21 protein-coding genes are annotated in these 22,137 nt (G+C 59.5%); 7 read left to right on the forward strand and 14 right to left on the reverse strand.

What is annotated here, in order from left to right; translation table 11 throughout:
- Positions 1–15: 15 nt before the first annotated feature.
- The gene (gene rpiA / locus HU718_RS28950) at positions 16–690 is read left to right on the forward strand and encodes a ribose-5-phosphate isomerase RpiA (protein WP_007913886.1); all 675 of its coding nucleotides are present in this window, start codon (positions 16–18) and stop codon (positions 688–690) included.
- A 146-nt stretch (positions 691–836) separates the two neighbouring features.
- Here the strand turns inward: rpiA and HU718_RS28955 are convergent, their stop codons facing one another.
- The 4 genes from HU718_RS28955 to HU718_RS28970 all read right to left on the reverse strand — a co-directional run bounded on the left by HU718_RS28955 (position 837) and on the right by HU718_RS28970 (position 5,272).
- On the reverse strand, positions 837–1,754 hold the full coding sequence (locus HU718_RS28955) for an SdiA-regulated domain-containing protein (RefSeq protein ID WP_186616680.1): 918 nt from the start codon (positions 1,752–1,754) through the stop codon (positions 837–839).
- 231 nt (positions 1,755–1,985) lie between these two features.
- A complete protein-coding gene (locus HU718_RS28960) occupies positions 1,986–2,909 on the reverse strand; it encodes an SdiA-regulated domain-containing protein (protein WP_186616681.1) in 924 nt (307 codons plus the stop codon).
- 261 nt (positions 2,910–3,170) lie between these two features.
- Entirely contained in the window at positions 3,171–3,836 is a 666-nt protein-coding gene (locus tag HU718_RS28965) for a fumarylacetoacetate hydrolase family protein (protein WP_007913879.1), read from the reverse strand.
- Between the two features lie 41 nt (positions 3,837–3,877).
- Entirely contained in the window at positions 3,878–5,272 is a 1,395-nt protein-coding gene (locus HU718_RS28970; protein ID WP_110718062.1) for a D-2-hydroxyglutarate dehydrogenase, read from the reverse strand.
- A 204-nt stretch (positions 5,273–5,476) separates the two neighbouring features.
- On the opposite strand from HU718_RS28970, the gene serA reads away from it, so the two are divergent.
- Positions 5,477–6,706, forward strand: a complete 1,230-nt coding sequence (gene serA, locus HU718_RS28975; protein WP_008085296.1) for a phosphoglycerate dehydrogenase — start codon at positions 5,477–5,479, stop codon at positions 6,704–6,706.
- Positions 6,707–6,820: 114 nt separating this feature from the next.
- Here the strand turns inward: serA and HU718_RS28980 are convergent, their stop codons facing one another.
- Positions 6,821–7,246, reverse strand: a complete 426-nt coding sequence (locus tag HU718_RS28980) for a DUF4399 domain-containing protein (RefSeq protein ID WP_102901377.1) — start codon at positions 7,244–7,246, stop codon at positions 6,821–6,823.
- A 135-nt stretch (positions 7,247–7,381) separates the two neighbouring features.
- On the opposite strand from HU718_RS28980, the gene HU718_RS28985 reads away from it, so the two are divergent.
- On the forward strand, positions 7,382–7,948 hold the full coding sequence (locus tag HU718_RS28985) for a transporter substrate-binding domain-containing protein (protein ID WP_186616682.1): 567 nt from the start codon (positions 7,382–7,384) through the stop codon (positions 7,946–7,948).
- 255 nt (positions 7,949–8,203) lie between these two features.
- On the opposite strand, the gene HU718_RS28990 is transcribed toward HU718_RS28985, so the two are convergent.
- Together HU718_RS28990 and HU718_RS28995 are read right to left on the reverse strand one after the other, a co-directional pair.
- Positions 8,204–8,689 (reverse strand): 2-thiouracil desulfurase family protein, encoded by a 486-nt coding sequence (locus HU718_RS28990; RefSeq protein WP_186616683.1) that lies wholly within the window; start codon positions 8,687–8,689, stop codon positions 8,204–8,206.
- Position 8,690: 1 nt separating this feature from the next.
- Positions 8,691–9,323, reverse strand: a complete 633-nt coding sequence (locus HU718_RS28995) for a 2OG-Fe(II) oxygenase (RefSeq protein WP_102901380.1) — start codon at positions 9,321–9,323, stop codon at positions 8,691–8,693.
- Positions 9,324–9,431: 108 nt separating this feature from the next.
- On the opposite strand from HU718_RS28995, the gene HU718_RS29000 reads away from it, so the two are divergent.
- Positions 9,432–10,163 (forward strand): DUF2059 domain-containing protein, encoded by a 732-nt coding sequence (locus tag HU718_RS29000; RefSeq protein ID WP_123593566.1) that lies wholly within the window; start codon positions 9,432–9,434, stop codon positions 10,161–10,163.
- A 132-nt stretch (positions 10,164–10,295) separates the two neighbouring features.
- Here HU718_RS29000 and bipL read toward each other — a convergent pair whose 3' ends face one another.
- On the reverse strand, positions 10,296–11,243 hold the full coding sequence (gene bipL / locus HU718_RS29005) for a phospholipase BipL (protein WP_186616684.1): 948 nt from the start codon (positions 11,241–11,243) through the stop codon (positions 10,296–10,298).
- Positions 11,244–11,342: 99 nt separating this feature from the next.
- Between bipL and HU718_RS29010 the strand changes: the two genes are divergently transcribed.
- Positions 11,343–11,921 (forward strand): DUF6436 domain-containing protein, encoded by a 579-nt coding sequence (locus HU718_RS29010; protein WP_186616685.1) that lies wholly within the window; start codon positions 11,343–11,345, stop codon positions 11,919–11,921.
- 102 nt (positions 11,922–12,023) lie between these two features.
- Positions 12,024–14,435, forward strand: coding sequence for a penicillin acylase family protein (locus tag HU718_RS29015; protein ID WP_186616686.1), 2,412 nt, complete (start codon positions 12,024–12,026; stop codon positions 14,433–14,435).
- Positions 14,436–14,615: 180 nt separating this feature from the next.
- Here the strand turns inward: HU718_RS29015 and HU718_RS29020 are convergent, their stop codons facing one another.
- Positions 14,616–15,581, reverse strand: coding sequence for a GlxA family transcriptional regulator (locus HU718_RS29020; protein ID WP_186616687.1), 966 nt, complete (start codon positions 15,579–15,581; stop codon positions 14,616–14,618).
- 225 nt (positions 15,582–15,806) lie between these two features.
- Between HU718_RS29020 and HU718_RS29025 the strand changes: the two genes are divergently transcribed.
- The gene (locus HU718_RS29025) at positions 15,807–16,448 is read left to right on the forward strand and encodes an HD domain-containing protein (protein WP_186616688.1); all 642 of its coding nucleotides are present in this window, start codon (positions 15,807–15,809) and stop codon (positions 16,446–16,448) included.
- A 140-nt stretch (positions 16,449–16,588) separates the two neighbouring features.
- Here the strand turns inward: HU718_RS29025 and HU718_RS29030 are convergent, their stop codons facing one another.
- The 5 genes from HU718_RS29030 to HU718_RS29050 form a co-directional block, all read right to left on the reverse strand.
- On the reverse strand, positions 16,589–17,479 hold the full coding sequence (locus HU718_RS29030; RefSeq protein WP_186613413.1) for an ABC transporter permease subunit: 891 nt from the start codon (positions 17,477–17,479) through the stop codon (positions 16,589–16,591).
- The gene (locus HU718_RS29035) at positions 17,476–18,357 is read right to left on the reverse strand and encodes an ABC transporter permease subunit (protein WP_176091783.1); all 882 of its coding nucleotides are present in this window, start codon (positions 18,355–18,357) and stop codon (positions 17,476–17,478) included. The genes HU718_RS29030 and HU718_RS29035 overlap by 4 nt, the downstream gene beginning before the upstream one ends.
- Positions 18,358–18,392: 35 nt before the next feature.
- Positions 18,393–19,535 (reverse strand): ABC transporter ATP-binding protein, encoded by a 1,143-nt coding sequence (locus tag HU718_RS29040; protein WP_007913856.1) that lies wholly within the window; start codon positions 19,533–19,535, stop codon positions 18,393–18,395.
- A gap of 66 nt (positions 19,536–19,601) precedes the next feature.
- Complete coding sequence (locus tag HU718_RS29045; protein WP_150706330.1) at positions 19,602–20,699, reverse strand: polyamine ABC transporter substrate-binding protein; 1,098 nt, start codon at positions 20,697–20,699, stop codon at positions 19,602–19,604.
- Between the two features lie 188 nt (positions 20,700–20,887).
- A complete protein-coding gene (locus HU718_RS29050) occupies positions 20,888–22,000 on the reverse strand; it encodes a polyamine ABC transporter substrate-binding protein (RefSeq protein ID WP_150706329.1) in 1,113 nt (370 codons plus the stop codon).
- Positions 22,001–22,137 lie beyond the last annotated feature (137 nt).

A 22,137-nucleotide genomic window follows, 5' to 3' on the forward strand; every position in this document is an offset into this window, starting at 1 on the left:
GCTTCCGGAGCCCGCATGACCCAGGATCAACTCAAACAGGCAGTGGCTCAGGCCGCCGTCGACTTCATCCTTCCGAAACTCGACGACAAGAGCATCGTCGGGGTCGGCACCGGCTCCACCGCCAACTGCTTCATCGACGCCCTGGCCCAGCACAAGGGCGCGTTCGATGGCGCGGTCGCCAGCTCCGAAGCCACCGCCGCGCGCCTGAAAGGCCACGGGATTCCGGTGTATGAGCTGAACACCGTCAGCGACCTGGAGTTCTACGTTGATGGCGCCGACGAAAGCGACGCGCACCTGAACCTGATCAAGGGCGGCGGCGCCGCACTGACCCGCGAGAAGATTGTCGCGGCTGTGGCCAAGACCTTCATTTGCATCGCCGACGCCAGCAAACTGGTGCCGGTGCTGGGCGAATTCCCGCTGCCAGTCGAAGTGATCCCGATGGCGCGCAGCCACGTTGCTCGTCAGTTGGTGAAATTGGGCGGCGACCCGGTGTACCGCGAAGGCGTTTTGACCGACAACGGCAACATCATTCTCGATGTGTTCAACCTGCAGATCACCAACCCGGTGGAGCTGGAAGCGCAGATCAATGCGATTGTTGGCGTGGTCACCAACGGCTTGTTCGCGGCGCGTCCGGCGGATCTGTTGTTGCTGGGTACTAGCGAAGGCGTGAAAACCCTCAAGGCTGAGTAAGCCCGGCCATCCACATATTTGTGGGCAGACAAATAAACCTGTGGGAGCGAGCCTGCTCGCGAAAGCGCCAGTTCAGCCAACATTTTCATTGGCTGACACGACGCCTTCGCGAGCAGGCTCGCTCCCACATTGTTTTGTGGTGTGAGTTAGGGCTGTGTTGGTTTTTTGAAGACGTAGAACAGGTTCGGCTCACTCACCAGATACAACGTCCCGTCATCATCCATGGCAATGCCTTCCGCCTGCGGCACGGTCTTCTTCAAACCCTGCCGACCGCCACTAATGGACATCGTGCTCAACGGTCGTCCACCGACATCCAGTTCCAGAATCAGCCGCGACTCATCCGACAGCGCCAATAAATGGCCGCTACGCTCGTCGTACTGCAAACTCGACAGATCGCGCACAAACATCCCGGCGTCACGCTTGGGATCATTGATCACATGCACCGCGTAGGACTTCTCCGGATTGAAATGCGGGAAACCGTGCACTTCGTAGATCAGCATCGGGTTACGTTCCTTCGCAACAAACAAGCGCTTGCCTACCGAGTCATACGCCAGGCCTTCAAAACCTTTGTTGCTCGCCATATGCACGCCGAGGGTCATCTGCTCGGCGTCCGCCGCATCGAGGAATGTGGTGTCTGCTTCCAGGTGAATCTTGATCAACCGCTGCTGACGCTCGTCAGTGATCACGTAGGTGTCGGCGCTGATGTACTCAACCGCTTCGGGATCGCCAAAACCAATCAGGGCAATGCGCCGCAGGATCTTGCCTTCGAGCGACAGTTCGACCAGTTCGGAATTCTTGTTGGTCACGGTGAACAGGCTTTTGCGCACCGGATCGAAGGTGAGCGCCGAAACATCGTCGTCCAACCCGTCAATCACCCGCGCTTCAATCTCGACGCGATACTGATCCAGCCCAATCGACTCGCTACTCTGCGGTTGCCACAGTGTGTGCAGGTTGAACCAGGCACGCTCGAACAGGCGCATGTATTGGCCGATCGCAATCAACGCGATCAGGGCAATCACCGCCAGGAAGATAATCAGAGGCTTGGGGCGGGCAAGTCGACGCATGTGGATGAGCTCGGGATCAAAACAGGCGGATGAAATATCACGCCCGTCTGAACTGAAGCTTAATGGCCACTTGCCTCAAACCACAAGCCAACCCGTGTAGGAGCTGCCGCAGGCTGCGATCTGATCGTTCCCACGCTCTGCGTGGGAATGCAGCCGGGGACGCTCTGCGTCCCACAGTCAAAAGATCGTCCGAACGCGGCCCGAACCTTCGGCAGCTCCTACACAGAGGCACTACCTCTGTTTCTCGAAGCGGTAGAACAGGTTTGGCTCGCTGACCATATACAGCGTGCCCGCCTCGTCCATGGTCACGCCTTCGGCGCGGGGGATGGTGTTCTTCAGGCCGTTGAAGCCGCCAAGCAGGGTCATGAAGCTGACCTGTTCGCCCTTCTCGTCCAGTTCCAGCAGCAGATGTGAGTCGGCGGACAGTACCAGTGTGTGCTGGGTGCGCGGGTCAATCGCCAAGGCCGAGAGGTTGCGAATATCCAGTTCATCACTGGCGAGTTTCTGCTTGTCGCCCTTGAGGGTCTGGCTGCCATCGCTTTTCCAGGTGAACAGCGCCGGCGGGCGCTCCTCGCCCAACAGTATTTGTTGGTTGTGCGGGTCCCAGGTGATGGCTTCAAAGGCTTTGTTCTGGTCTTTCGACGGGCCGAGATCGTATTTCGGGAAATCGGCGATGTTCAATTCGCGAGTATCAGCGTCGACCTTGACGATCGACAGCATGTGCTGGCGCTCGTCGACGATGGCCATCAGGCCGTTTTCCATCATCGTCAGGCCTTCCGGATTGCTCCAGCCCACCAGCGGCATCTTGCGCAGCACATCGCCCTGTAAAGTCAGTTCAGCAAGAAACGGGTTCTTGCCCATCACCGAAAACAGCGTTTTGGTCTGCGGGTTGTACGCCAGATCCGAAGCTTCGTCCTTCTCCATCCCCTTGAGCGGCTTGGCATCGATCACCACGCGATAGTCCGGCAGCCAGATGCTTTCTTTCTGCTCGGCCTGGCTTTCGAACCGCTCTTGCAGCCAAAGCACACCGCGATCATCCCAATGCATGGCAAACGCCACGGCATAAGCGGCGGCAAGGACCAGCAAAAGCCAGACATACCAGCGCAGGGCGAAACGTGAACGGCGAGTGGGTTTGAGCTGAGTTTGAGATGACATCGAGGGACGCGTTCCGAAAATTCAGGCTAAGGGTAATAGCACAAAGAGGCCGGCTCAGACGCCAGAATGAGAGGAATTATCCGTACAGGATGTGAAAAAAACGGCAAATGGCGGGATTGCCCTGCCCGTTTGCAAAATGGATCACATACAAATGTGGGAGCGAGCCTGCTCGCGAAGACGGAGTGTCAGGCAACAATGATGTCGACTGAACTGACGCTTTCGCGAGCAGGCTCGCTCCCACAGGGTGTTGCAGTATTGCGATTAGCGCACGCTGCTGGTGAAGCTGCTCGCACCGACCAGTTCGAGGACGATGTCATCGCCCACGTTCAGCGGGCCAACGCCCACTGGCGTGCCAGTGAGGATCACGTCACCGGCCTGCAGCGAGAAGCAGCCGGCCATGTGCTGGATCATCGGCACGATCGGGTTGAGCATCGCGCTGCTGTTGCCGTCCTGACGCACTTCGCCGTTGATGGTCAGGCGGATACCGATGTCGGTCAGGTCAGCAAAAGTGCTGCCGACCACGAACGGTGCAAGCACCGCCGCGCCGTCGAACGATTTGGCGATTTCCCACGGCAGGCCCTTGGCTTTCAGCTCGGCCTGCTTGTCGCGCAGGGTCAGGTCCAGCGCCGGGGCGAAACCGGAGATCGCGTCGAGCACTTCTTCACGGCTCGGCTTGGTCGACAACGGCTTGCCGATCAACACGGCGATTTCCGCTTCGTAGTGCACCGAACCGCGCTCGGTCGGAATGGCGAAACCGCCTTCCAGCTCAACCACGCAACTGCCCGGCTTGATGAACAGCAACGGTTCGGTAGGCACCGGGTTGTCCAGTTCTTTGGCGTGTTCGGCGTAATTGCGGCCAATGCACACGACTTTCCCGATCGGGAAGTGGATGCGCGTGCCGTCGACGTACTGGTGCTGATAGCTCATTTACCGACTCCTGCCTTCATTGATTCATCAAAGATTGCCGATCAAACCGCGAAAATCTTGCCCGGGTTCATGATGCCGTTCGGGTCGAACACCGCTTTTACCGCTTTCATGTACTCGATCTCAACCGGCGAGCGGCTGTAGGTCAAGTAATCGCGTTTGGTCATGCCGACGCCGTGTTCGGCGGAGATCGAACCGTTGTACTTCTCGACGGTTTCGAACACCCACTTGTTGACGGTCGCGCACTTGGCGAAGAACTCGTCCTTGCTGAGGTTATCCGGCTTGAGGATGTTCAAGTGCAGGTTGCCGTCGCCGATGTGGCCGAACCAGACGATTTCGAAGTCCGGATAATGTTCGCCGACGATCGCGTCGATTTCCTTTAGAAATGCCGGCACTTTCGACACGGTGACCGAGATGTCGTTCTTGTACGGCGTCCAGTGCGAGATGGTTTCGGAGATGTACTCGCGCAGTTTCCACAGGTTCTGCAGCTGGGTTTCGCTCTGGCTCATCACGCCGTCCAGCACCCAGCCCTGCTCGACGCAATGCTCGAAGGTTTCGAGGGCGCTGTTGGCCACTTCTTCGGTGGTCGCTTCGAATTCCAGCAACGCGTAGAACGGGCAATCGGTCTCGAACGGAGCCGGTACGTCGCCACGGCCCATGACTTTGGCCAGAGCCTTGTCGGAGAAGAATTCGAAGGCGGTCAGGTCGAGCTTGCCCTGGAAGGCGTGCAGCACCGGCATGATCGAGTCGAAATCGGCGGTGCCGAGGACCATCGCGGTGAGATTCTTCGGCGCGCGATCGAGGCGCATGGTCGCTTCGACGACGAAACCGAGGGTGCCTTCAGCGCCGATGAACAGCTGACGCAGGTCGTAACCGGTGGCGTTCTTGATCAGGTCTTTGTTCAGTTCCAGCACATCGCCCTTGCCGGTGACGACTTTCATGCCGGCCACCCAGTTACGGGTCATGCCGTAGCGAATCACCTTGATCCCGCCGGCATTGGTGCCGATATTGCCGCCAATCTGGCTGGAACCTGCCGAGGCGAAGTCGACCGGGTAGTACAGGCCTTTTTCTTCGGCGACGTTCTGCAAATGCTCGGTGACCACGCCCGGCTGACAAACGGCGGTGCGGTCGGTGAGGTTCACGTCGAGAATCTGATTCATGTAGTCGAACGACACGACCACTTCGCCGTTGGCCGCTACCGCAGCCGCAGAAAGCCCGGTGCGCCCGCCCGACGGCACCAGCGCAACCTTGTGCGCGTTGGCCCAACGGACCACCGCCTGCACCTGCTCGATAGTCTTGGGAAACACGATGGCGCTGGGCGCCGGGGCGAAGTGCTTGGTCCAATCCTTGCCGTACGCATTCAGGGAGTCGGCGTCGGTCAGGACCTTGCCAGGCTCGACCAGGGTCTTCAGTTCATCAATCAGGGCAGGATTGGTCATCGACAGAACTCTCGAACAATTCATGGTCATCCTGAGAACGCTTCACGTCGCAGGAATGAGTGTTTAGCGGGGAGGCTATGCTAGCATATCGACCCCGCAGGACAGTGCCCAAGGCCAGATCCGCGGAGACGACATTCTTGTCGTCCGGGTCAGCGTCTGTTGACCATTTCCTGCCATTTTTCTCCGGGATACAGGTTTACGCAGATGAGCAAGACTTCTCTCGATAAGAGCAAGATCAAGTTCCTTCTTCTCGAAGGCGTCCACCAATCGGCTGTCGACGTCCTCAAGGCGGCGGGCTACACCAGCATCGAATACCTGACAGGTTCCTTGCCGGAAGCCCAGCTCAAGGAAAAGATCGCTGACGCTCACTTCATCGGCATTCGTTCGCGCACCCAACTGACCGAAGAGATCTTCGATCACGCGAAGAAGCTGGTTGCGGTCGGCTGTTTCTGCATCGGCACCAACCAGGTTGACCTGAGTGCTGCCCGTGAGCGCGGTATTGCCGTGTTCAACGCGCCGTACTCCAACACCCGCTCCGTTGCCGAGCTGGTGCTGGCCGAAGCGATCCTGCTGCTGCGCGGCATCCCGGAGAAAAACGCTTCCTGCCACCGTGGCGGCTGGATCAAATCCGCAGCCAACTCCTTCGAGATCCGTGGCAAGAAGCTCGGCATCGTCGGCTACGGTTCGATCGGTACTCAGCTGTCGGTTCTGGCTGAAGGTCTGGGCATGCAGGTGTACTTCTACGACACCGTGACCAAGCTGCCGCTGGGCAACGCGACTCAGATCGGTAGCCTGACCGAGCTGCTGGGCATGTCCGACATCGTCACCCTGCACGTTCCGGAAACCGCTGCGACCCAGTGGATGATCGGCGAGAAGGAAATCCGCGCCATCAAGAAGGGCGGCATCCTGATCAACGCTGCTCGCGGTACCGTGGTCGAGCTGGACGCTCTGGCGGACGCGATCAAGGACAAGCACCTGATCGGCGCGGCCATCGACGTATTCCCGGTGGAGCCACGCTCCAACGACGAAGAGTTCGAAAGCCCGCTGCGTGGCCTCGACAACGTGATCCTGACCCCGCACATCGGTGGTTCGACCGCCGAGGCGCAAGCCAACATCGGTCTGGAAGTGGCAGAAAAACTGGTCAAGTACAGCGACAACGGTACGTCGGTTTCGTCGGTGAACTTCCCGGAAGTGGCCCTGCCGGCTCACCCTGGCAAGCACCGCCTGCTGCACATCCACGAGAACATCCCGGGTGTGATGAGCGAGATCAACAAGGTCTTCGCCGAAAACGGCATCAACATCTCCGGTCAGTTCCTGCAGACCAACGAGAAGGTTGGCTACGTGGTGATCGATGTCGACGCCGAGTACTCGGACCTGGCGCAAGAGAAGCTGCAGCACATCAACGGCACTATCCGTAGCCGGGTTCTTTTCTAAGAACAGCTACAAGCCTCAAGTTACAAGCGGCAAGTGATGTTCGCTTTTGCTTGAAGCTCGCAGCTTGCAACTCGCCGCTGATAAAAAAGGGAGCCCCGAAAAGGGCTCCCTTTTTTATTCCACGTTGATGGTGATTTTCTTCGAGACGATTGGCGGGTCGAATGCCATGTGACCGCTGTCGCCAAGTTCCAGCTGCAAGGTGTGTTTGCCCGGGGCGAGCTTGATGTCAGCCTGGGTCTGCGCCTTGCCGAAGTGCATATGGTTGGCATCGGTAGGGACGACCGAACCGGCAGGAACAATTTCCTTGGCGTCGATCAGCAGGTGATGGTGACCGGTGTTCTTGGTGACGTCACCGGCCGGTGCCAGTGCGACGTCCTTGGTACCGAACTTGACGGTAAAGGTCTGCGAAACCGTGGCCCCGTCCTCGGGAGAAACGATGAACACTTCGGCACCTTTTGGCGCCGGTGTGGCGGCACTGGCCAGCACCGAAACGCCCATCAGCACACCCGCGAACGCTGCACGTGACATAAAGCTTTTCATTTTCTTCTCCAGTTTTTCCGTAAAATCCGCACGGTCATGACAACTTCATGACCATTCGTTGTCGAAGGCACTCGACAACCATAGCAAAGCGAGCCTGAATCAGAGCGTCGCGATAATGATTTCAAAGGAGTGACCATGCGTTTTCTGCCTGGCCTGATCTGCCTGCTACCCCTTTTGAGCCCTTTGGCTCACGCCGAACTGATTGATGACGTCAACGACCGTGGCGAGCTGCGCATAGCCCTGGAGGCTAATACACCGCCCTTCAATTTCAAGGAAGGTGACACACTCACGGGGTTCGAGGTCGAGCTTGGGCAACTGCTCGCCAACGAGCTGGATGTGCGCGCCGACTTTATCGTCACCGACGAGGCCGACCTGCTCCAGGGCGTTGAAAGCGGCAAGTACGACGTCGCGCTCAACCACATAGCACTGACACCTGAACTCAAGGATCGTTTCGACGTAGAGCCTTATGGCAAGGTCGAGGCGCAGATGCTGGCGAAGAAGGATGAGCCGGCACAGCCGCAACCGATGGTGCTGGTGCAGGCGTTGACGGATGCCAAACCGAAGGCGAGCGCGCCGGTGGAATTGGCGATTCCGTTTCAGAAGGGTAACCCGGCGTTTCACGCCAGCCTTGAAAGCGCGATGCAGCGGATCAGGGCGGATGGGCGCTTGGCGGCGCTGACCGAGAAGTGGTTGAAGCCTTAAAAGCCCCTCACCCTAACCCTCTCCCAAAGGGAGAGGGGACTAATCTGGGGATGCTTTAGAGGTATGCCGACCTGAAACTGCCTCGCCGAATCCAAAATCGTCTGGTCATTGCTTTGTCGACTCAATAATCGATCGGCAATGGCTGTGTCGAATCCATAGTCGATAAGGTCTTTCAGGTCGATGTAAGACGCCGAACAACTCGGTCGGCCCCCTCTCCCTCCGGGAGAGGGCTGGGGTGAGGGCAACGATTTCGGATCAGTTCAAAGCAGCCAAAGCCACCGCCGTCTCAGCCAATTCAAGTTCGCTGAAAACCTGCACGCCATGGCGCTTGAGCAGTGCAGCCGTCACGCCTTCGCCAGTGACTTTCACGCCACTGAAAGTCCCGTCATAAGTCAGCAGGTTTCCACAGGATGGACTGTTGGCTTTCAGCACCGCCACCCGAATGCCATGCTTCTGCACGAGAGCCAGCGCCTGCCGCGCACCATCGAGAAACTGCGCACTGACATCCTCGCCCTCAGTGGTGACCACCGCCGCGACACCATCGAGCACTTCACCGCCCTGCCCGCCCGGGATCTCCGCCGCCGCCCGTGGCGTTGGCAAACCACCCGCAACCTCCGGACACAACGGCACCACCCGCCCTTCGGCAATCCACTGTTCAAGCAAATCAAACGGCCCGCTCGCACCGCCGTCATAACGTACGCGATGCCCCAGCAGGCAGCGACTGACCAGAATCCTGTCCATCTCAGAACGGCTCGTTGCCACGGCGACGAAACCAGCCAGTCAGCGACAAGCGCTCGCGGTGCGCCGGCAGCACTTCATGAGGCACCTCACCAGAGAGAAACACCACCAGACACCCGCCAGTAGGCTGCACGTCATGCACACGCTCATCATTCAGGTACATGCGTAACTGACCGCCATCCTCCGGCAGCCAGGCGTCATTGAGGTAGACCACCACCGAGACCATGCGCTTGTCATCGTCGCGAAAACGGTCGACGTGCTTGCGATAGAACGCACCCGGCGGATACAGCGCGAAATGGCACTCAAAGTCCTCAAGACCAAGAAACAGGCCACGGTTGAGCGCCTCGCGCAGGCTCTCCATCAGGTTCAGATAGCGGTCGCTGGCCTCGGCCTGACCGGGATCGATCCACTGAATGTGGTCGCCACGAATCCCCTCGCGTATCTCCGAAAACGGCCCACGCCCCACCGCCGCCGGCGCCAGTTCACCTTCGGCCTCACGTTTACGGCACTCGGCCGCCAGCTCGCGGGTCAAACCGGCGGGCAGGAAAATGTTCTGCTGCGACCAGCCGTGGTCGGCCAGGTCATCGACAATGCGTAACAGCAGTGGGTGTTCAGAGGATATTTGCATGGCGCGCATAGTATGTCGGCGGCAAGAAATCCGACAGAGCCACGCGGCGGCTTGCTACGAATTCTCGACAAGTACCGGCACCGCACGGAGAATAGTCCGCTGCTGACAGGAGTCCCTATGCGCCGTTTGCTTTTTTCACTGTTGATGTTCTGCGTTTTGCCCGCCTGGGCGGACGGCCACGATCAGTTGTACAAGGTCGCCGGCTGGCCAGATCAACGTGCGCATTTCAACGATGCCCTGACGGCCGCACAGCAGCGCTATCAGAACAGCCTGCCGCCGGCGGTGTTTCAAGCATTGGTGAATAACAGCAATCAGCGCTTCGCCCCGCAGGCTGTCGATCAACGCGCCGAAGCGCAACTGCGGCAGAAGCTCGCCGACCCGAAACCGGCGCTGACTTTCTTTCAATCGCCACTGGGCAAGAAAATCGTCGCCGCTGAATTGCTCGCGACTCGCCGCGATCAACTGGCGAAAAACGCCAAGGGCCTGCCGAAGATGCAGGTCAGCGACAGCCGTCTGCTGATCATCGGCCACCTCGCCCAAGCCTTGCCTGCCCGTGAAGCCGGCGCCGAAGTCAGCCTGGCGATTGCCGGCGTGGCGGCGGACAGTTTGAGTTCGATGATTCCGGGGCTGCTCGGTGGCGGTCAGGCGCAAGGCATGCTCAATGGTCAGCGCCAGCGCTTGATGGATCAGATTGGCGCGGACATGAACAACACGTTGCTTTACGTCTATCGCGATCTGTCGGATGAAGAGCTCGAAGAGTTCGCGACGTTTGCCGAGTCGGCTGAGGGTAAGGCGTATTACCAGGCGGCGTTGGCAGCGATTCGCGCAGGACTTGCGGTCGGGCAATGATCTTCAGCGCCTGATAAGCCGCCTTCGCGAGCAAGCTCGCTCCCACATTGGATTTTCTGTGGACACAAAATTTGTGAATATCCCCAATCCCCTGTGGGAGCGAGCCTGCTCGCGAAGAGGCCTTCACAGACGCTAAAGATTCCGCCCCCTGATCCGCTTGCTGAGAAATTCGAAATACTCCTCACGCATCTCCACCGTCTCATTCGCCAGATGATGCCGCGCCTCGGCCAGCAGCAAGATCTGCGGTCGATCAAACTTCCATTTCAATACCTGCAAATTGTGCTGCCAGTCGACCGTCATGTCCGCCTGCCCCTGAATGATCAGCGGCCGTCGCGGACTTTTCTTCGCGTGCTCGACGCGAATGATCCAACGCGACAACGCCCCCACCCATTTCGTCGGCAAGCGCCGTGGCTGCAACGGATCAGCCTGGAGAAACGGCAGGAAATCCGGATCATTGGAGTTCTCGCTGAAGCGTCGCGCGACACCTCTGACGAAAGGTCTGAGCAGGTAATAACTCAGCTGCGACCAGCCCCAAGCTCGCGGCCGAACCAGCGGCGCCATCAAAATCACCTGGCCTTGCGCCGGGCTGTTTTCGCCATGGTTGAGCAGGTGATCGACCACAATCGCCCCGCCGGTGCTTTGTCCGCACAGATGCCACGGCTGCGGCAAGGAAATTGACTGCGCTTCGGCGAACAGCGCTTGCAGGGTGTCCTGGTATTCAGAGAAATCGCGAATGCTCGCGCGCGGCCCGCTCGACAGGCCATGGCCCGGCAAATCGCAGGCGATCACGGCAAAATCCTGATCCAGCGCCCACTCGATCACATGCCGGTAGAGCCCGACGTGATCGTAGTAGCCGTGCAGCAGAAACAGCGTCGCCTTGACCTTCTCCGGCCACCAGCAATGGCTGACCAGTTCATAACCATCGACTTCGAAACGGCCCATGCCACGCCAGACATCGCGATGGGGAAAATCGGTTTTATAAAACCGCTGATAAGCCTTGGCCTCGTCCGACAACGGCTGCCACTCGGCCAAAGGCTTGAGGCTGGCGCGGATTTGATCGGGATCGAAAGTGGCAGGCATGCGGGAATTCCAAAGCGGTAAACAGACTTTATCGGCCTGCGATATTCATCTGTAGTGACAGACATGGCAAGCTAGCCGACCTTCCGAGGATCGAAAACCATGCGTTCGCCCTACCGCACCGCACTGTTTGCCAGCCTGCTCGCGCTGATTTGCGCCGGGGTGCTGTGGGCGGCGTATGACTGGTTTCAGGGACGTTATCTGCGTGCTTTCAGCGAACACACGGCAGTGTTTTCCGGTGATCCGCTGCGCCTGCCGGACAACCTCGCCGGCCCTGGCAAGATTCGCCTGGTGCACTTCTGGGACCCGGCCTGTCCGTGCAACGTTGGCAATCAACAACACCTGACCGAGATGGTCGAGCAGTTCAGCGCCAAGGGCGTTGAGTTCTTCGCCGTGCAAAAGACTGGCAGCCACGGGCAGTTGCCCGCGACCCTCAGCAGCCTGAAAACCATCACGATACTGCCCGGTTCCGAACAGGTGCCCGCCAGCCCGGCCGTGGCGATCTGGGATCGCAGCGGCAAACTGGCGTACTTCGGCCCGTACAGCGAAGGCCTGACCTGCAACTCCAGCAACAGCTTTATCGAACCGATTTTGAATGCCCTGACAGAAGATCGCCCGGTCAATGCCACGCACACCCTGGCGGTCGGTTGCTACTGCCCGTGGCCGGTGGAGGCGCAGTAAGGCATTCCGGACTTTTCAAGGACAGCGCTGCACGGCACAGAAGGTCTGTGCTAATTGTTTGCAGCCCGACGGGCGGCAATCCCGCCTGCACAAGGAGTCACCATGAAGCGCGTGTTCACCGTACTTGGCTTGCTCATCGTTGTCCTGCTCGCCGGCGTCGGCTGGTATGTCTACAGCAAACAACCGACGCGCCAGGGCCAGGTCGAACTGCGCAACCTGCAAGGTTCGGTGACCGTACGCTACGACGAGCGCGGTGTGCCGCACATTCGTGCCGAGAACGAAACCGACCTCTACCGCGCCCTCGGCTACGTGCATGCCCAGGATCGCCTGTTCCAGATGGAGAGCATGCGCCGCCTCGCCCGGGGCGAACTGGCCGAAGTGCTCGGGCCGAAGCTGCTCGACACCGACAAACTGTTCCGCAGCCTGCGCATCCGTGAGCGCGCTGCCAGTTACGTCGCCAGTCTCGATAAACAGTCGCCGGCGTGGAAGGGCCTGCAAGCCTATCTGGATGGCATCAACCAATATCAGGACAGCCACGCCGCGCCGATCGAGTTTGACGTGCTGGGCATCCCCAAACGACCTTTCACGGCAGAAGACAGCATCAGCGTCGCCGGCTACATGGCCTACAGCTTTGCCGCCGCATTTCGCACCGAGCCGCTGCTGACCTACGTGCGCGATCAGCTCGGCGCCGATTACCTCAAGGTCTTCGACCTCGACTGGCAGCCAAAAGGCGTCCTCGCCAAGGATCACGGCAAATCGACTCCACCCCTGGCCGCTGGCGACTGGAAAGACCTCAACGCCCTCGCCCGCCTCAGCGAACAGGCGCTGATCGACAATGGCCTGCCGCAGTTCGAAGGCAGCAACGCCTGGGTCATCGCGGGCAGCCGCAGCCAGAGCGGCAAACCGCTGCTGGCGGGTGATCCGCACATTCGTTTCTCGGTGCCGTCGGTGTGGTACGAGGCGCAACTGTCGGCGCCGGGCTTCGAGTTGTACGGTCATCATCAGGCGTTGGTGCCGTTTGCTTTTCTGGGGCACAACCTCGATTTCGGCTGGAGCCTGACCATGTTCCAGAACGACGATCTCGATCTGATCGCCGAGAAGGTCAATCCGGATAACCCGAATCAGGTCTGGTATCGCGGCCAGTGGACCGACATGGTCGTCACCCAACAGCAGATCAATGTGAAGGGCCAAACACCGGTAATCCTCACCCTGCGTCAATCGCCCCACGGGCCGATCGTCAACGATGCACTGGGATCTGCTGCCGGGAAGACACCGATTGCGATGTGGTGGGCCTTCCTCGAAACACCGAACCCGATCCTCGAAGGCTTCTACCAGCTCAACCGTGCCGACACCCTGGCCAAGGCCCGCGCCGCTGCCGCAAAAGTCCAGGCGCCGGGGCTGAACCTGGTTTACGCCAACGCCAAAGGCGATATCGCCTGGTGGGCCTCGGCGTTGCTACCCAAGCGCCCGGCCGGGGTGCGGCCGGAATTCATGCTCGACGGCAGCAGCAATCAGGCCGACAAGGACGGTTTCTACCCGTTCAGCGCCAACCCGCAGGAAGAGAACCCGGCGCGCGGCTACATTGTCTCGGCCAACTTCCAGCCGCTCTCGCCGACCGGCATGGAGATTCCCGGTTACTACAACCTCGCCGATCGCGGCCAGCAACTCAATCGCCAGCTCAGCGACAAGAGCGTGAAGTGGACCAACGAGGCCAACCAGAAACTGCAACTGGGCACCGCCACCGGCTACGGCCCGCGCTTGCTGGCGCCATTGCTGCCGGTGCTGCGCGAGGTGGTCAGCGATCCGGCACAGTTGAAACTGGTCGAGCAACTGGCGCAGTGGCCAGGCGACTATCCGCTGGATTCGGTCAGTGCGACAGTGTTCAACCAGTTCCTCTACGACCTCGCCAATGCGGCAATGCGGGATGAGTTGGGCAATGACTTCTTCGAGACATTGCTGTCGACGCGGGTGATCGATGCGGCGCTGCCGAAACTGGCGGCGAATGCCGATTCACCGTGGTGGGACAACCGCAGCACGCCGAACAAGGAGACCCGCGCCGATATCGTCCGCGCGGCGTGGCAGGCGAGCATGCAGCACTTGAAGCTGACCCTGGGCGATAACTCTGCCGAGTGGAAATGGGGCGCTGCGCACACGCTGACTCACGGCCATCCGCTGGGACAGCAGAAGCCGCTGGAGAGGATTTTCAATGTCGGGCCGTTTGCGGCGCCGGGCAGTCATGAAGTGCCGAACAATCTGTCGGCGAAGATCGGCCCGGCGCCATGGCCGGTGACTTACGGACCGTCGACGCGTCGGCTGGTGGATTTTGCCGATCCGGCGCATGGCTTGACGATCAACCCGGTCGGTCAGAGCGGTGTGCCGTTTGATAGCCACTATGACGATCAGGCTGAGGCGTATGTCGACGGGATGTATGTGCAGGCGCATTTCAATGCCGAAGAGGTGACGGCGAATACGCGCAGTACGTTGAAGCTGTTGCCGGCGCGGGCAGCGCCTTAAAAGCCCCTCACCCTAACCCTCTCCCGGGGGGAGAGGGGACTGACCGAGGTGTCTTTCGCTATGCACCGACCTGAGAGATCGAGTCGATTATGGATTCGGTACAGCAACATCACGTCGGCGTATCTCCCCAATATCCCCCAATCGGCCCCCTCTCCCTCTGGGAGAGGGCTGGGGTGAGGGTCAAAGCAACACCGCAAAATTCAACCGAAACTGCTGCGGCGTCACCCCCAGCCGCCGGTTGAACACCCCGCGCATATGCTGCGCATCGCGAAACCCACACTGATACGCCACCGTCTTCAACGGCGCCGCCGTGCTCTCCAGCATCACCCGCGCCGCATCCACCCGCGCCCGCTCGACGAACTCCGCCGGCGTGACTTTGGTTTCCCGGGCAAACACTCGGGAGAAATTGCGCGCACTCATGTTCGCCGCATTGGCCAGATCGGCAATCGTCAGATCGCCCGTGAGATTGGCCAGCACATACAACTGCACCAACGCCACCGCCGACGTCGGCTCCGCGTGCGGCGTCAGGAACGGACTGAACTGCGACTGGCCACCGGAGCGCTGAGTAAACACCACCAAGCGCTTGGCCACGCTCAGCGCCACTTCAGCACCGTGATCACGCGCCAGCAGGTACAGCGACAGATCGATCCCCGCCGTCACCCCCGCCGAGGTATAGAGCGTGCCGTCCTCGACGTACAAGTGATCCGCTTCGACCTGCGTCGTCGGGCACAACTGCGCCAACGCGACGGCGTCGTTCCAGTGCGTGGTGACGGTGCGCCCCTCCAGCAACCCCGCGCGAGCGAGCATGAACGCACCATTGCAGATCGAACCGAAGCGCTGCGCCCGTGAACACGCCCCGCGCAGCCAATCATCAAACGTCGCGCCAAAATCCATGAATGGCAGTTGCGGGCCGCCAGCGACCAGCAACAGGTCGTAGGCCTCAAGGGCTTCGCTGAAATGCCAATGGGCATTCAGGTTCAAACCGTTGGAGCAGGCCATCGGGCCACGTTCGACGCCGATCACTTCGAGCCGATAGTGATCCTCGGGCGCCAGGAAGCGATTGGCCTCGGCGAACACATCCATCGGGCCGCTGACATCCAGCGACTGCACGCCGGGAAACACGACGATGGCGACGGTTTTGCTCATGGCTGTGGATTCCCCCTTTAAGAGCAAAAGATCGCAGCCTTCGGCAGCTCCTACAGGTGTCCGCGTTCCCATGTAGGAGCTGCCGAAGGCTGCGATCTTTTAGCTTGGCACGATTTGCAGGTCGATTGGCAAGGATCGCAGCCATGCATCGATTGTCCCCTTTCAGCGTCGGGAACAGACTTTCCCCAGCAGCGCCACAACGGCGTTTCAGTGAGGAAACCTGCCATGAGCACAACCATCGCCGGCATCAAAATCCCCGACAGCGCCCTCGCCCGGGCCACCACCGAGTACATCCGCGATATCGAGTCCGATCTGCTCTACCACCACTCGCGCCGGGTATTTCTGTTCGGTGCATTGAGCGGCGAGCGCCAGCAATTGGCCTACGATCCGGAGTTGCTCTACGTCGGCGCAATGTTCCACGACCTCGGTTTGGTCGAAGGCCACCGCAGTGATGACGAGCGTTTTGAAGTCGACGGTGCCAACGCGGCAGCGGCGTTTCTCAAACCGTACGGGTTGAGCGATGACGATATCGAACAGGTCTGGCTGTCGATTGCCCTGCACACCACGCCGGGCGTGCCCAAGCATCTGCGCCCGACCGTGGCACTGGTCACCGCAGGCGTGGAGATGGATGTGCTGGGGATGGATTACGCAGCCTTCAGCACCGTGCAGCGTGAGGCAGTGGTGCATGCGCACCCGCGTGGAGAGGGTTTCAAGGAATGCATCATCTGCGCGTTTGCCGATGGTTTGCGCCATCGTCCGCAGACCACGTTCGGCAATGTGAAGACCGATGTGCTGAGGGATCAGGAGCCGGGGTTCAAGCCGATGAACTTTGTTGAAGTCATCCGCCAATCTCCCTGGACTGCGTAAAACCCATGTAGGAGTGAGCCTGCTCGCGATGGCGTCCTGTCAGTTGGAAATTTCCTGACTGACAGGACGCCATCGCGAGCAGGCTCACTCCTACAGTTTGAATTGGGTTGGCCTCGAGAATGAGGCCAACCCATTAGTGCTTACGCGGCTTCCGGGCTTGGTGCGCGACGCACGTCCGGCTGCTTCCACGAATCGGCTGCGCTTTCTTCGATGGCTTGCTGGATGGCTTTCTTGCGCGCTTCTTCGGCACGGCGGCTGAAGAACCAGACCATGAAGGTCACGATCGACACCGCCAGCAAAATCAGACTGGCCACGGCGTTGATCTCAGGCTTCACGCCCAGACGCACCGCCGAGAACACTTCCATCGGCAGGGTCGTCGATCCCGGACCGGAGACGAAGCTCGCCAGTACCAGGTCATCCAGCGACAGCGCGAACGACATCATGCCGCCCGCCGCCAGCGACGGCGCGATCATCGGGATGGTGATCAGGAAGAACACCTTCCACGGCCGCGCACCGAGGTCCATCGCCGCTTCTTCGATCGACAGGTCCAGCTCACGCAGGCGCGCCGACACCACCACCGCCACATACGCCGCGCAGAACGTGGTGTGAGCGATCCAGATGGTGACGATGCCACGCTCCTGCGGCCAGCCGATCATCTGCGCCATGGCCACGAACAGCAGCAACAGCGACAGACCGGTGATCACTTCCGGCATCACCAACGGCGCTGTCACCAGGCCGCCGAACAGCGTGCGGCCCTTGAAACGGGTGATGCGCGTCAGCACGAACGCCGCCAGCGTGCCCAGCGCCACCGCAGCAACCGCGGTGTAGCAGGCGATTTCCAGCGAGCGCAGCACCGAGCCCATCAGTTGGGTGTTGTCGAGCAGGCCGACGTACCACTTGATCGACCAGCCGCCCCACACCGTTACCAGTTTCGAGGCGTTGAACGAATAGATCACCAAGATCAGCATCGGCAGGTAGATGAACAACAGACCGATGATCAGCATCAGGCTGGAGAAACGGATGCGCTTCATTCTTTGCCCTCCATTTCTTTGGCCTGACTGCGGTTGAACAGAATGATCGGCACAATCAGGATCGCCAGCATCACCACTGCCAGCGCGGATGCCACCGGCCAGTCACGGTTGTTGAAGAACTCTTGCCAGAGCACTTTACCGATCATCAGGGTTTCCGGACCGCCGAGCAGTTCCGGGATCACGAACTCACCCACCACCGGGATGAACACCAGCATGCAGCCGGCAATGATGCCGTTCTTGGACAGCGGAATGGTGATTTTCCAGAAACTGTTGAAAGTGCTCGAACCCAAGTCCGATGCGGCTTCGAGCAGACTGTTGTCGTGCTTCACCAGGTTGGCGTACAGCGGCAGGATCATGAACGGCAAGTACGAGTAAACGACACCGATGTACACCGCAAGATTAGTGTTGAGGATCTGCAGTGGCTCGTCGATGAAGCCCATGCTCATCAGGAAACCGTTGAGCAGGCCGTTGTTGCTGAGAATGCCCATCCACGCGTAAACGCGGATCAGGATCGCCGTCCAGGTCGGCATCATGATCAGCAGCACCAGCACCGTTTGCAGCTCTTTACGGGCGGTGGCGATGGCGTAGGCCATCGGGTAGCCGATCACCAGACAAAGGATGGTGCTGATCAGCGCCATCTTCAGCGAGCCGAGGTAAGCGGCGATGTACAACTCGTCGCCCGCCAGCATCGCGTAGTTGCCCAGGTTCAGCAGCAGTTGCAGCTTCTGCTCGGCGTAGGTGTAAATCTCGGTGTACGGCGGGATGGCCACGTCGGCTTCGGCGAAGCTGATCTTCAGGACGATGAAGAACGGCAACATGAAGAACAGAAACAGCCAGATGAACGGAACCCCGATGACCAACTGCCGGCCATTGGGGATTATTCGGTTGATGCGGCGTTTGAATTTGCGCATGTTCATGAGCGAAGTACCACGCCGCTGTCGTCTTCCCACCACACGTAAACCTGATCGCCCCAGGTCGGACGTGCGCCGCGACGTTCGGCGTTGGCCACAAACGACTGCACCAGTTTGCCGCTCGGCAATTCAACGTAGAACACCGAGTGTCCGCCGAGGTAGGCGATGTCGTGCACCTTGCCACTCGACCAGTTGTATTCGCAGGTCGGTTGATCGGCGGTGACCAGCAGCTTCTCCGGACGAATCGCGTAGGTGACCGACTTGTCCTGCACCGAAGTGCTGATGCCGTGGCCGACATAGATCTGCCGGTCGAGGTCCTTGCAGGTGATGGTCGCGTGGCCTTCGGCGTCGTCGATCACTTCGCCTTCAAAGATGTTGACGTTGCCGATGAATTCGCAGACCAGACGGCTGGTCGGGGTTTCGTAGATGTCGATCGGGCTGCCGATCTGGGCGATCCAGCCCAAGTGCATGATCGCGATGCGCTCGGCCATGGTCATGGCCTCTTCCTGGTCGTGGGTCACCATCACGCAAGTCACGCCGACGCGCTCGATGATTTCCACCAGTTCCAGCTGCATCTGCGAACGCAGTTTCTTGTCCAGTGCGCCCATCGGTTCGTCGAGCAGCAGCAACTTCGGCCGCTTGGCCAGCGAACGTGCCAGCGCCACGCGCTGACGCTGACCGCCAGACAGTTGATGCGGCTTGCGCTTGGCGTACTGGCTCATCTGCACCAGCTTGAGCATCTCGGCCACGCGAGCGTCGACTTCAGCCGCCGGGATCTTGTCCTGCTTGAGGCCGAAGGCGATGTTCTGCGCCACGGTCATGTGCGGGAACAAGGCGTACGACTGGAACATCATGTTGATCGGACGTTCGTACGGCGGCATGTCGGTGATGTCGACGCCGTCGAGGAAAATGCGCCCCTCCGTGGGCCGTTCGAACCCTGCCAGCATCCGCAGCAGAGTGGATTTGCCCGATCCCGAACCGCCGAGCAGGGCGAAGATCTCGCCCTTTTTGATTTCCAGGGACACATCGTCCACGGCAATCGTCTCGTCGAATTTCTTCGTGACCCGGTCGATTTTGACCAACACCTGTTTCGGTGTCTGGTCGCCCTCGAGGGCTTTCTTATAGGCGCCGGAGGCAACTGCCATTTACGAAACTCCCAGAAAAAAACAATGCAGTTCGCCCCGCAAGGCGAACCCAGGATAGTGTGTGCCTTACATCCCCGACTTGACCTTGGTCCAGCTGCGGGTCATCAGGCGCTGAATGTTCGGTGGCAACTCGGTCGATACGTAGGCCTTGTCGATAACGGCCTGCGGCGGATACACCGACGCATCGGTACGGATGGATTGTTCCATCAGCTTGTCCGAACCCGGATTGGGGTTGGCATAACCGACGTAATCACTGACCTGGGCGATCACCTCAGGTTTCAGCAAATAGTTGATGAAGGCGTGGGCTTCTTTGACGTTGGACGAGTCCTTCGGAATCGCAAGCATGTCGAACCACAACGCGCCGCCCTCTTTCGGCACCGCGTAGGCGATGTTCACGCCTTTCTTGGCCTCCGCTGCGCGGTTCTTCGCCTGGAAGATATCGCCGGAGAAACCAATCGCTACACAGATGTCGCCGTTAGCCAGATCACCGATGTATTTCGAGGAGTGGAAGTAGGTCACGTAAGGACGCACCGCGAGCAGCTTGGCGGTGGCCTTTTCGTAGTCCTTCGGATTGGTGCTATTGGCATTCAGGCCCAGATAGTTGAGCACGGTCGGCATCATTTCATCCGCCGAATCGAGGAATGCCACGCCACAGCTTTGCAGCTTCTTGATGTTCTCAGGCTCGAACAAAACGCCCCACGAATCGATCTTGTCGACACCCAGCACGGCCTTCACTTTATCGACGTTGTAACCGATGCCGTTGGTGCCCCACAGGTACGGCACGGCGTACAGGTTGCCCGGATCGTTCTGTTCCAGACGCTTGAGCAGCGCCGGGTCGAGATTGGAATAATTCGGCAGCTGCGACTTGTCGAGCTTCTGGAACGCGCCCGCCTTGATCTGCTTACCGAGGAAGTGGTTCGACGGCACGACCACGTCGTAACCGGTACGCCCGGCCAGCAACTTGCCTTCCAGGGTTTCGTTGGAATCGAAGACGTCGTAGACCGGTTTGATCCCGGTTGCCTTTTGGAAGTCGGCCAACGTCGATTCGCCGATGTAATCGGACCAGTTATAAATATGCACCGTACCGGCGGCCTGGGCTCCGACAGCAATCGTCAGGCCGGCAGTGGCCAGCAGGGCTTTGCGCAAAGAAGAAAAAATAGGCAAGTGGAGGTCCTCTAAATTAGTTGGGCCCAAGTTGCCCCGCGCTGCATGACAGCCGTGGCTGCCCGGCAACAAAACCGGCGCGCAACTTACCCTCGAAAAACCGTTCCTGCAAAACTTCCTGTCATTTAATTGATCCACTGGCCGCCTTCGCGGGAGACGACAGCCAGTGGTTGTTGCTTCAAACCGGCTTATTTACCGGATTTGATCTTGGTCCAGCTGCGAGTGATCAGGCGCAGGGTCGCTGCGTCCAGATCGCTGATCGCGTAGAGCTGCTTCTTCACTTCAGCCGACGGGTAGATGCTCGGATCGCTGGTGATGTCCTTGTCCACCAGTGGCGTGGCAGCTTTGTTGCCGTTCGGGAAACGCACGGCGTTGGTGATGCCGGCCATCACTTGCGGCTCAAGCAGGTAGTTCATGAACTTGTAGGCGGCTTCGACGTTTTCGGCATCCTTGGGAATGGCGACCATGTCGTAGAACGTGCCAGCACCTTCTTTTGGAATGGTGTAGGCCAGTTTGACCTTGTCACCGGCTTCCTGGGCGCGGGTCTTGGATTGCTCCAGGTCACCCGAGTAACCGACGGCGACGCAGATGTTGCCGTTGGCCAGGTCGGAGATGTACTTGGAGGAATGGAAGTAGGCAACCGAAGGACGAATCTTCAGGAACAGGTCTTCGGCGGCTTTCAGGTCAGCCTTGTCCTTGCTGTTGGTCGGCTTGCCCAGATAGTGCAACGCCGCCGGAATCATTTCGGTCGGTGCGTCGAGGAAGCTTACGCCGCAGCTTTTGAGCTTCTCGATGTTTTCAGGCTTGAACACCACGTCCCAGGAATCGATCTTGTCGATGCCCAGCGCAGCCTTGACCTTCGCCGGGTTATAGCCGATGCCGATGGAACCCCACATGTACGGGAAGGCATGCTTGTTGCCCGGGTCGCTGGCATCGCCAACAGCCTTGAGCAGGTCTTCGTCGAGGTTCTTCCAGTTTGGCAGCTTGGACTTGTCCAGCTCCTGGTAAACACCGGCCTTGATCTGCTTGGCGAGGAAGTTATTGGAAGGCACCACAATGTCGTAACCGGATTTGCCGGCCAGCAGCTTGGCTTCCAGGGTTTCGTTGCTGTCGAAGACGTCATAGACGACTTTGATCCCGGTGGCTTTTTCGAAGTTGGCCACAGTGTCCGGGGCGATGTAGTCGGACCAGTTGTAGACGTGCAACACCTTGTCGTCCGCCTGCGCCGCAGCCGCCATGACTCCCATCAGGGACATGGCGAGCAGAGTCTTGCCAGCGAGCTTTTTGCCTAATGCCTTCATGCGTTAATGCTCCAAATTTTTCTTTTTTGAACCACTTTGTTCAGCGGCCGAACCCGGACAACTGGAACCGCGGCTAGTCTGGCAAGATCCGAGGCGGTCTTTCAAGAAAAGACCAGCCTTTCCGACAGCTTTGAGCG

Source organism: Pseudomonas tensinigenes (assembly GCF_014268445.2).
GTDB classification, from domain to species: Bacteria; Pseudomonadota; Gammaproteobacteria; order Pseudomonadales; family Pseudomonadaceae; genus Aquipseudomonas; species Aquipseudomonas tensinigenes.

Excerpts from the sequence above, each read along its gene's own strand:
- rpiA (WP_007913886.1), top strand. The coding sequence starts at position 16 with ATGACCCAGGATCAACTCAAACAGGCAGTGGCTCAGGCCGCCGTCGAC.
- HU718_RS28955 (WP_186616680.1), bottom strand. The coding sequence starts at position 1,754 with ATGCGTCGACTTGCCCGCCCCAAGCCTCTGATTATCTTCCTGGCGGTG.
- HU718_RS28960 (WP_186616681.1), bottom strand. The coding sequence starts at position 2,909 with ATGTCATCTCAAACTCAGCTCAAACCCACTCGCCGTTCACGTTTCGCC.
- HU718_RS28965 (WP_007913879.1), bottom strand. The coding sequence starts at position 3,836 with ATGAGCTATCAGCACCAGTACGTCGACGGCACGCGCATCCACTTCCCG.
- HU718_RS28970 (WP_110718062.1), bottom strand. The coding sequence starts at position 5,272 with ATGACCAATCCTGCCCTGATTGATGAACTGAAGACCCTGGTCGAGCCT.
- serA (WP_008085296.1), top strand. The coding sequence starts at position 5,477 with ATGAGCAAGACTTCTCTCGATAAGAGCAAGATCAAGTTCCTTCTTCTC.
- HU718_RS28980 (WP_102901377.1), bottom strand. The coding sequence starts at position 7,246 with ATGAAAAGCTTTATGTCACGTGCAGCGTTCGCGGGTGTGCTGATGGGC.
- HU718_RS28985 (WP_186616682.1), top strand. The coding sequence starts at position 7,382 with ATGCGTTTTCTGCCTGGCCTGATCTGCCTGCTACCCCTTTTGAGCCCT.
- HU718_RS28990 (WP_186616683.1), bottom strand. The coding sequence starts at position 8,689 with ATGGACAGGATTCTGGTCAGTCGCTGCCTGCTGGGGCATCGCGTACGT.
- HU718_RS28995 (WP_102901380.1), bottom strand. The coding sequence starts at position 9,323 with ATGCGCGCCATGCAAATATCCTCTGAACACCCACTGCTGTTACGCATT.
- HU718_RS29000 (WP_123593566.1), top strand. The coding sequence starts at position 9,432 with ATGCGCCGTTTGCTTTTTTCACTGTTGATGTTCTGCGTTTTGCCCGCC.
- bipL (WP_186616684.1), bottom strand. The coding sequence starts at position 11,243 with ATGCCTGCCACTTTCGATCCCGATCAAATCCGCGCCAGCCTCAAGCCT.
- HU718_RS29010 (WP_186616685.1), top strand. The coding sequence starts at position 11,343 with ATGCGTTCGCCCTACCGCACCGCACTGTTTGCCAGCCTGCTCGCGCTG.
- HU718_RS29015 (WP_186616686.1), top strand. The coding sequence starts at position 12,024 with ATGAAGCGCGTGTTCACCGTACTTGGCTTGCTCATCGTTGTCCTGCTC.
- HU718_RS29020 (WP_186616687.1), bottom strand. The coding sequence starts at position 15,581 with ATGAGCAAAACCGTCGCCATCGTCGTGTTTCCCGGCGTGCAGTCGCTG.
- HU718_RS29025 (WP_186616688.1), top strand. The coding sequence starts at position 15,807 with ATGAGCACAACCATCGCCGGCATCAAAATCCCCGACAGCGCCCTCGCC.
- HU718_RS29030 (WP_186613413.1), bottom strand. The coding sequence starts at position 17,479 with ATGAAGCGCATCCGTTTCTCCAGCCTGATGCTGATCATCGGTCTGTTG.
- HU718_RS29040 (WP_007913856.1), bottom strand. The coding sequence starts at position 19,535 with ATGGCAGTTGCCTCCGGCGCCTATAAGAAAGCCCTCGAGGGCGACCAG.
- HU718_RS29050 (WP_150706329.1), bottom strand. The coding sequence starts at position 22,000 with ATGAAGGCATTAGGCAAAAAGCTCGCTGGCAAGACTCTGCTCGCCATG.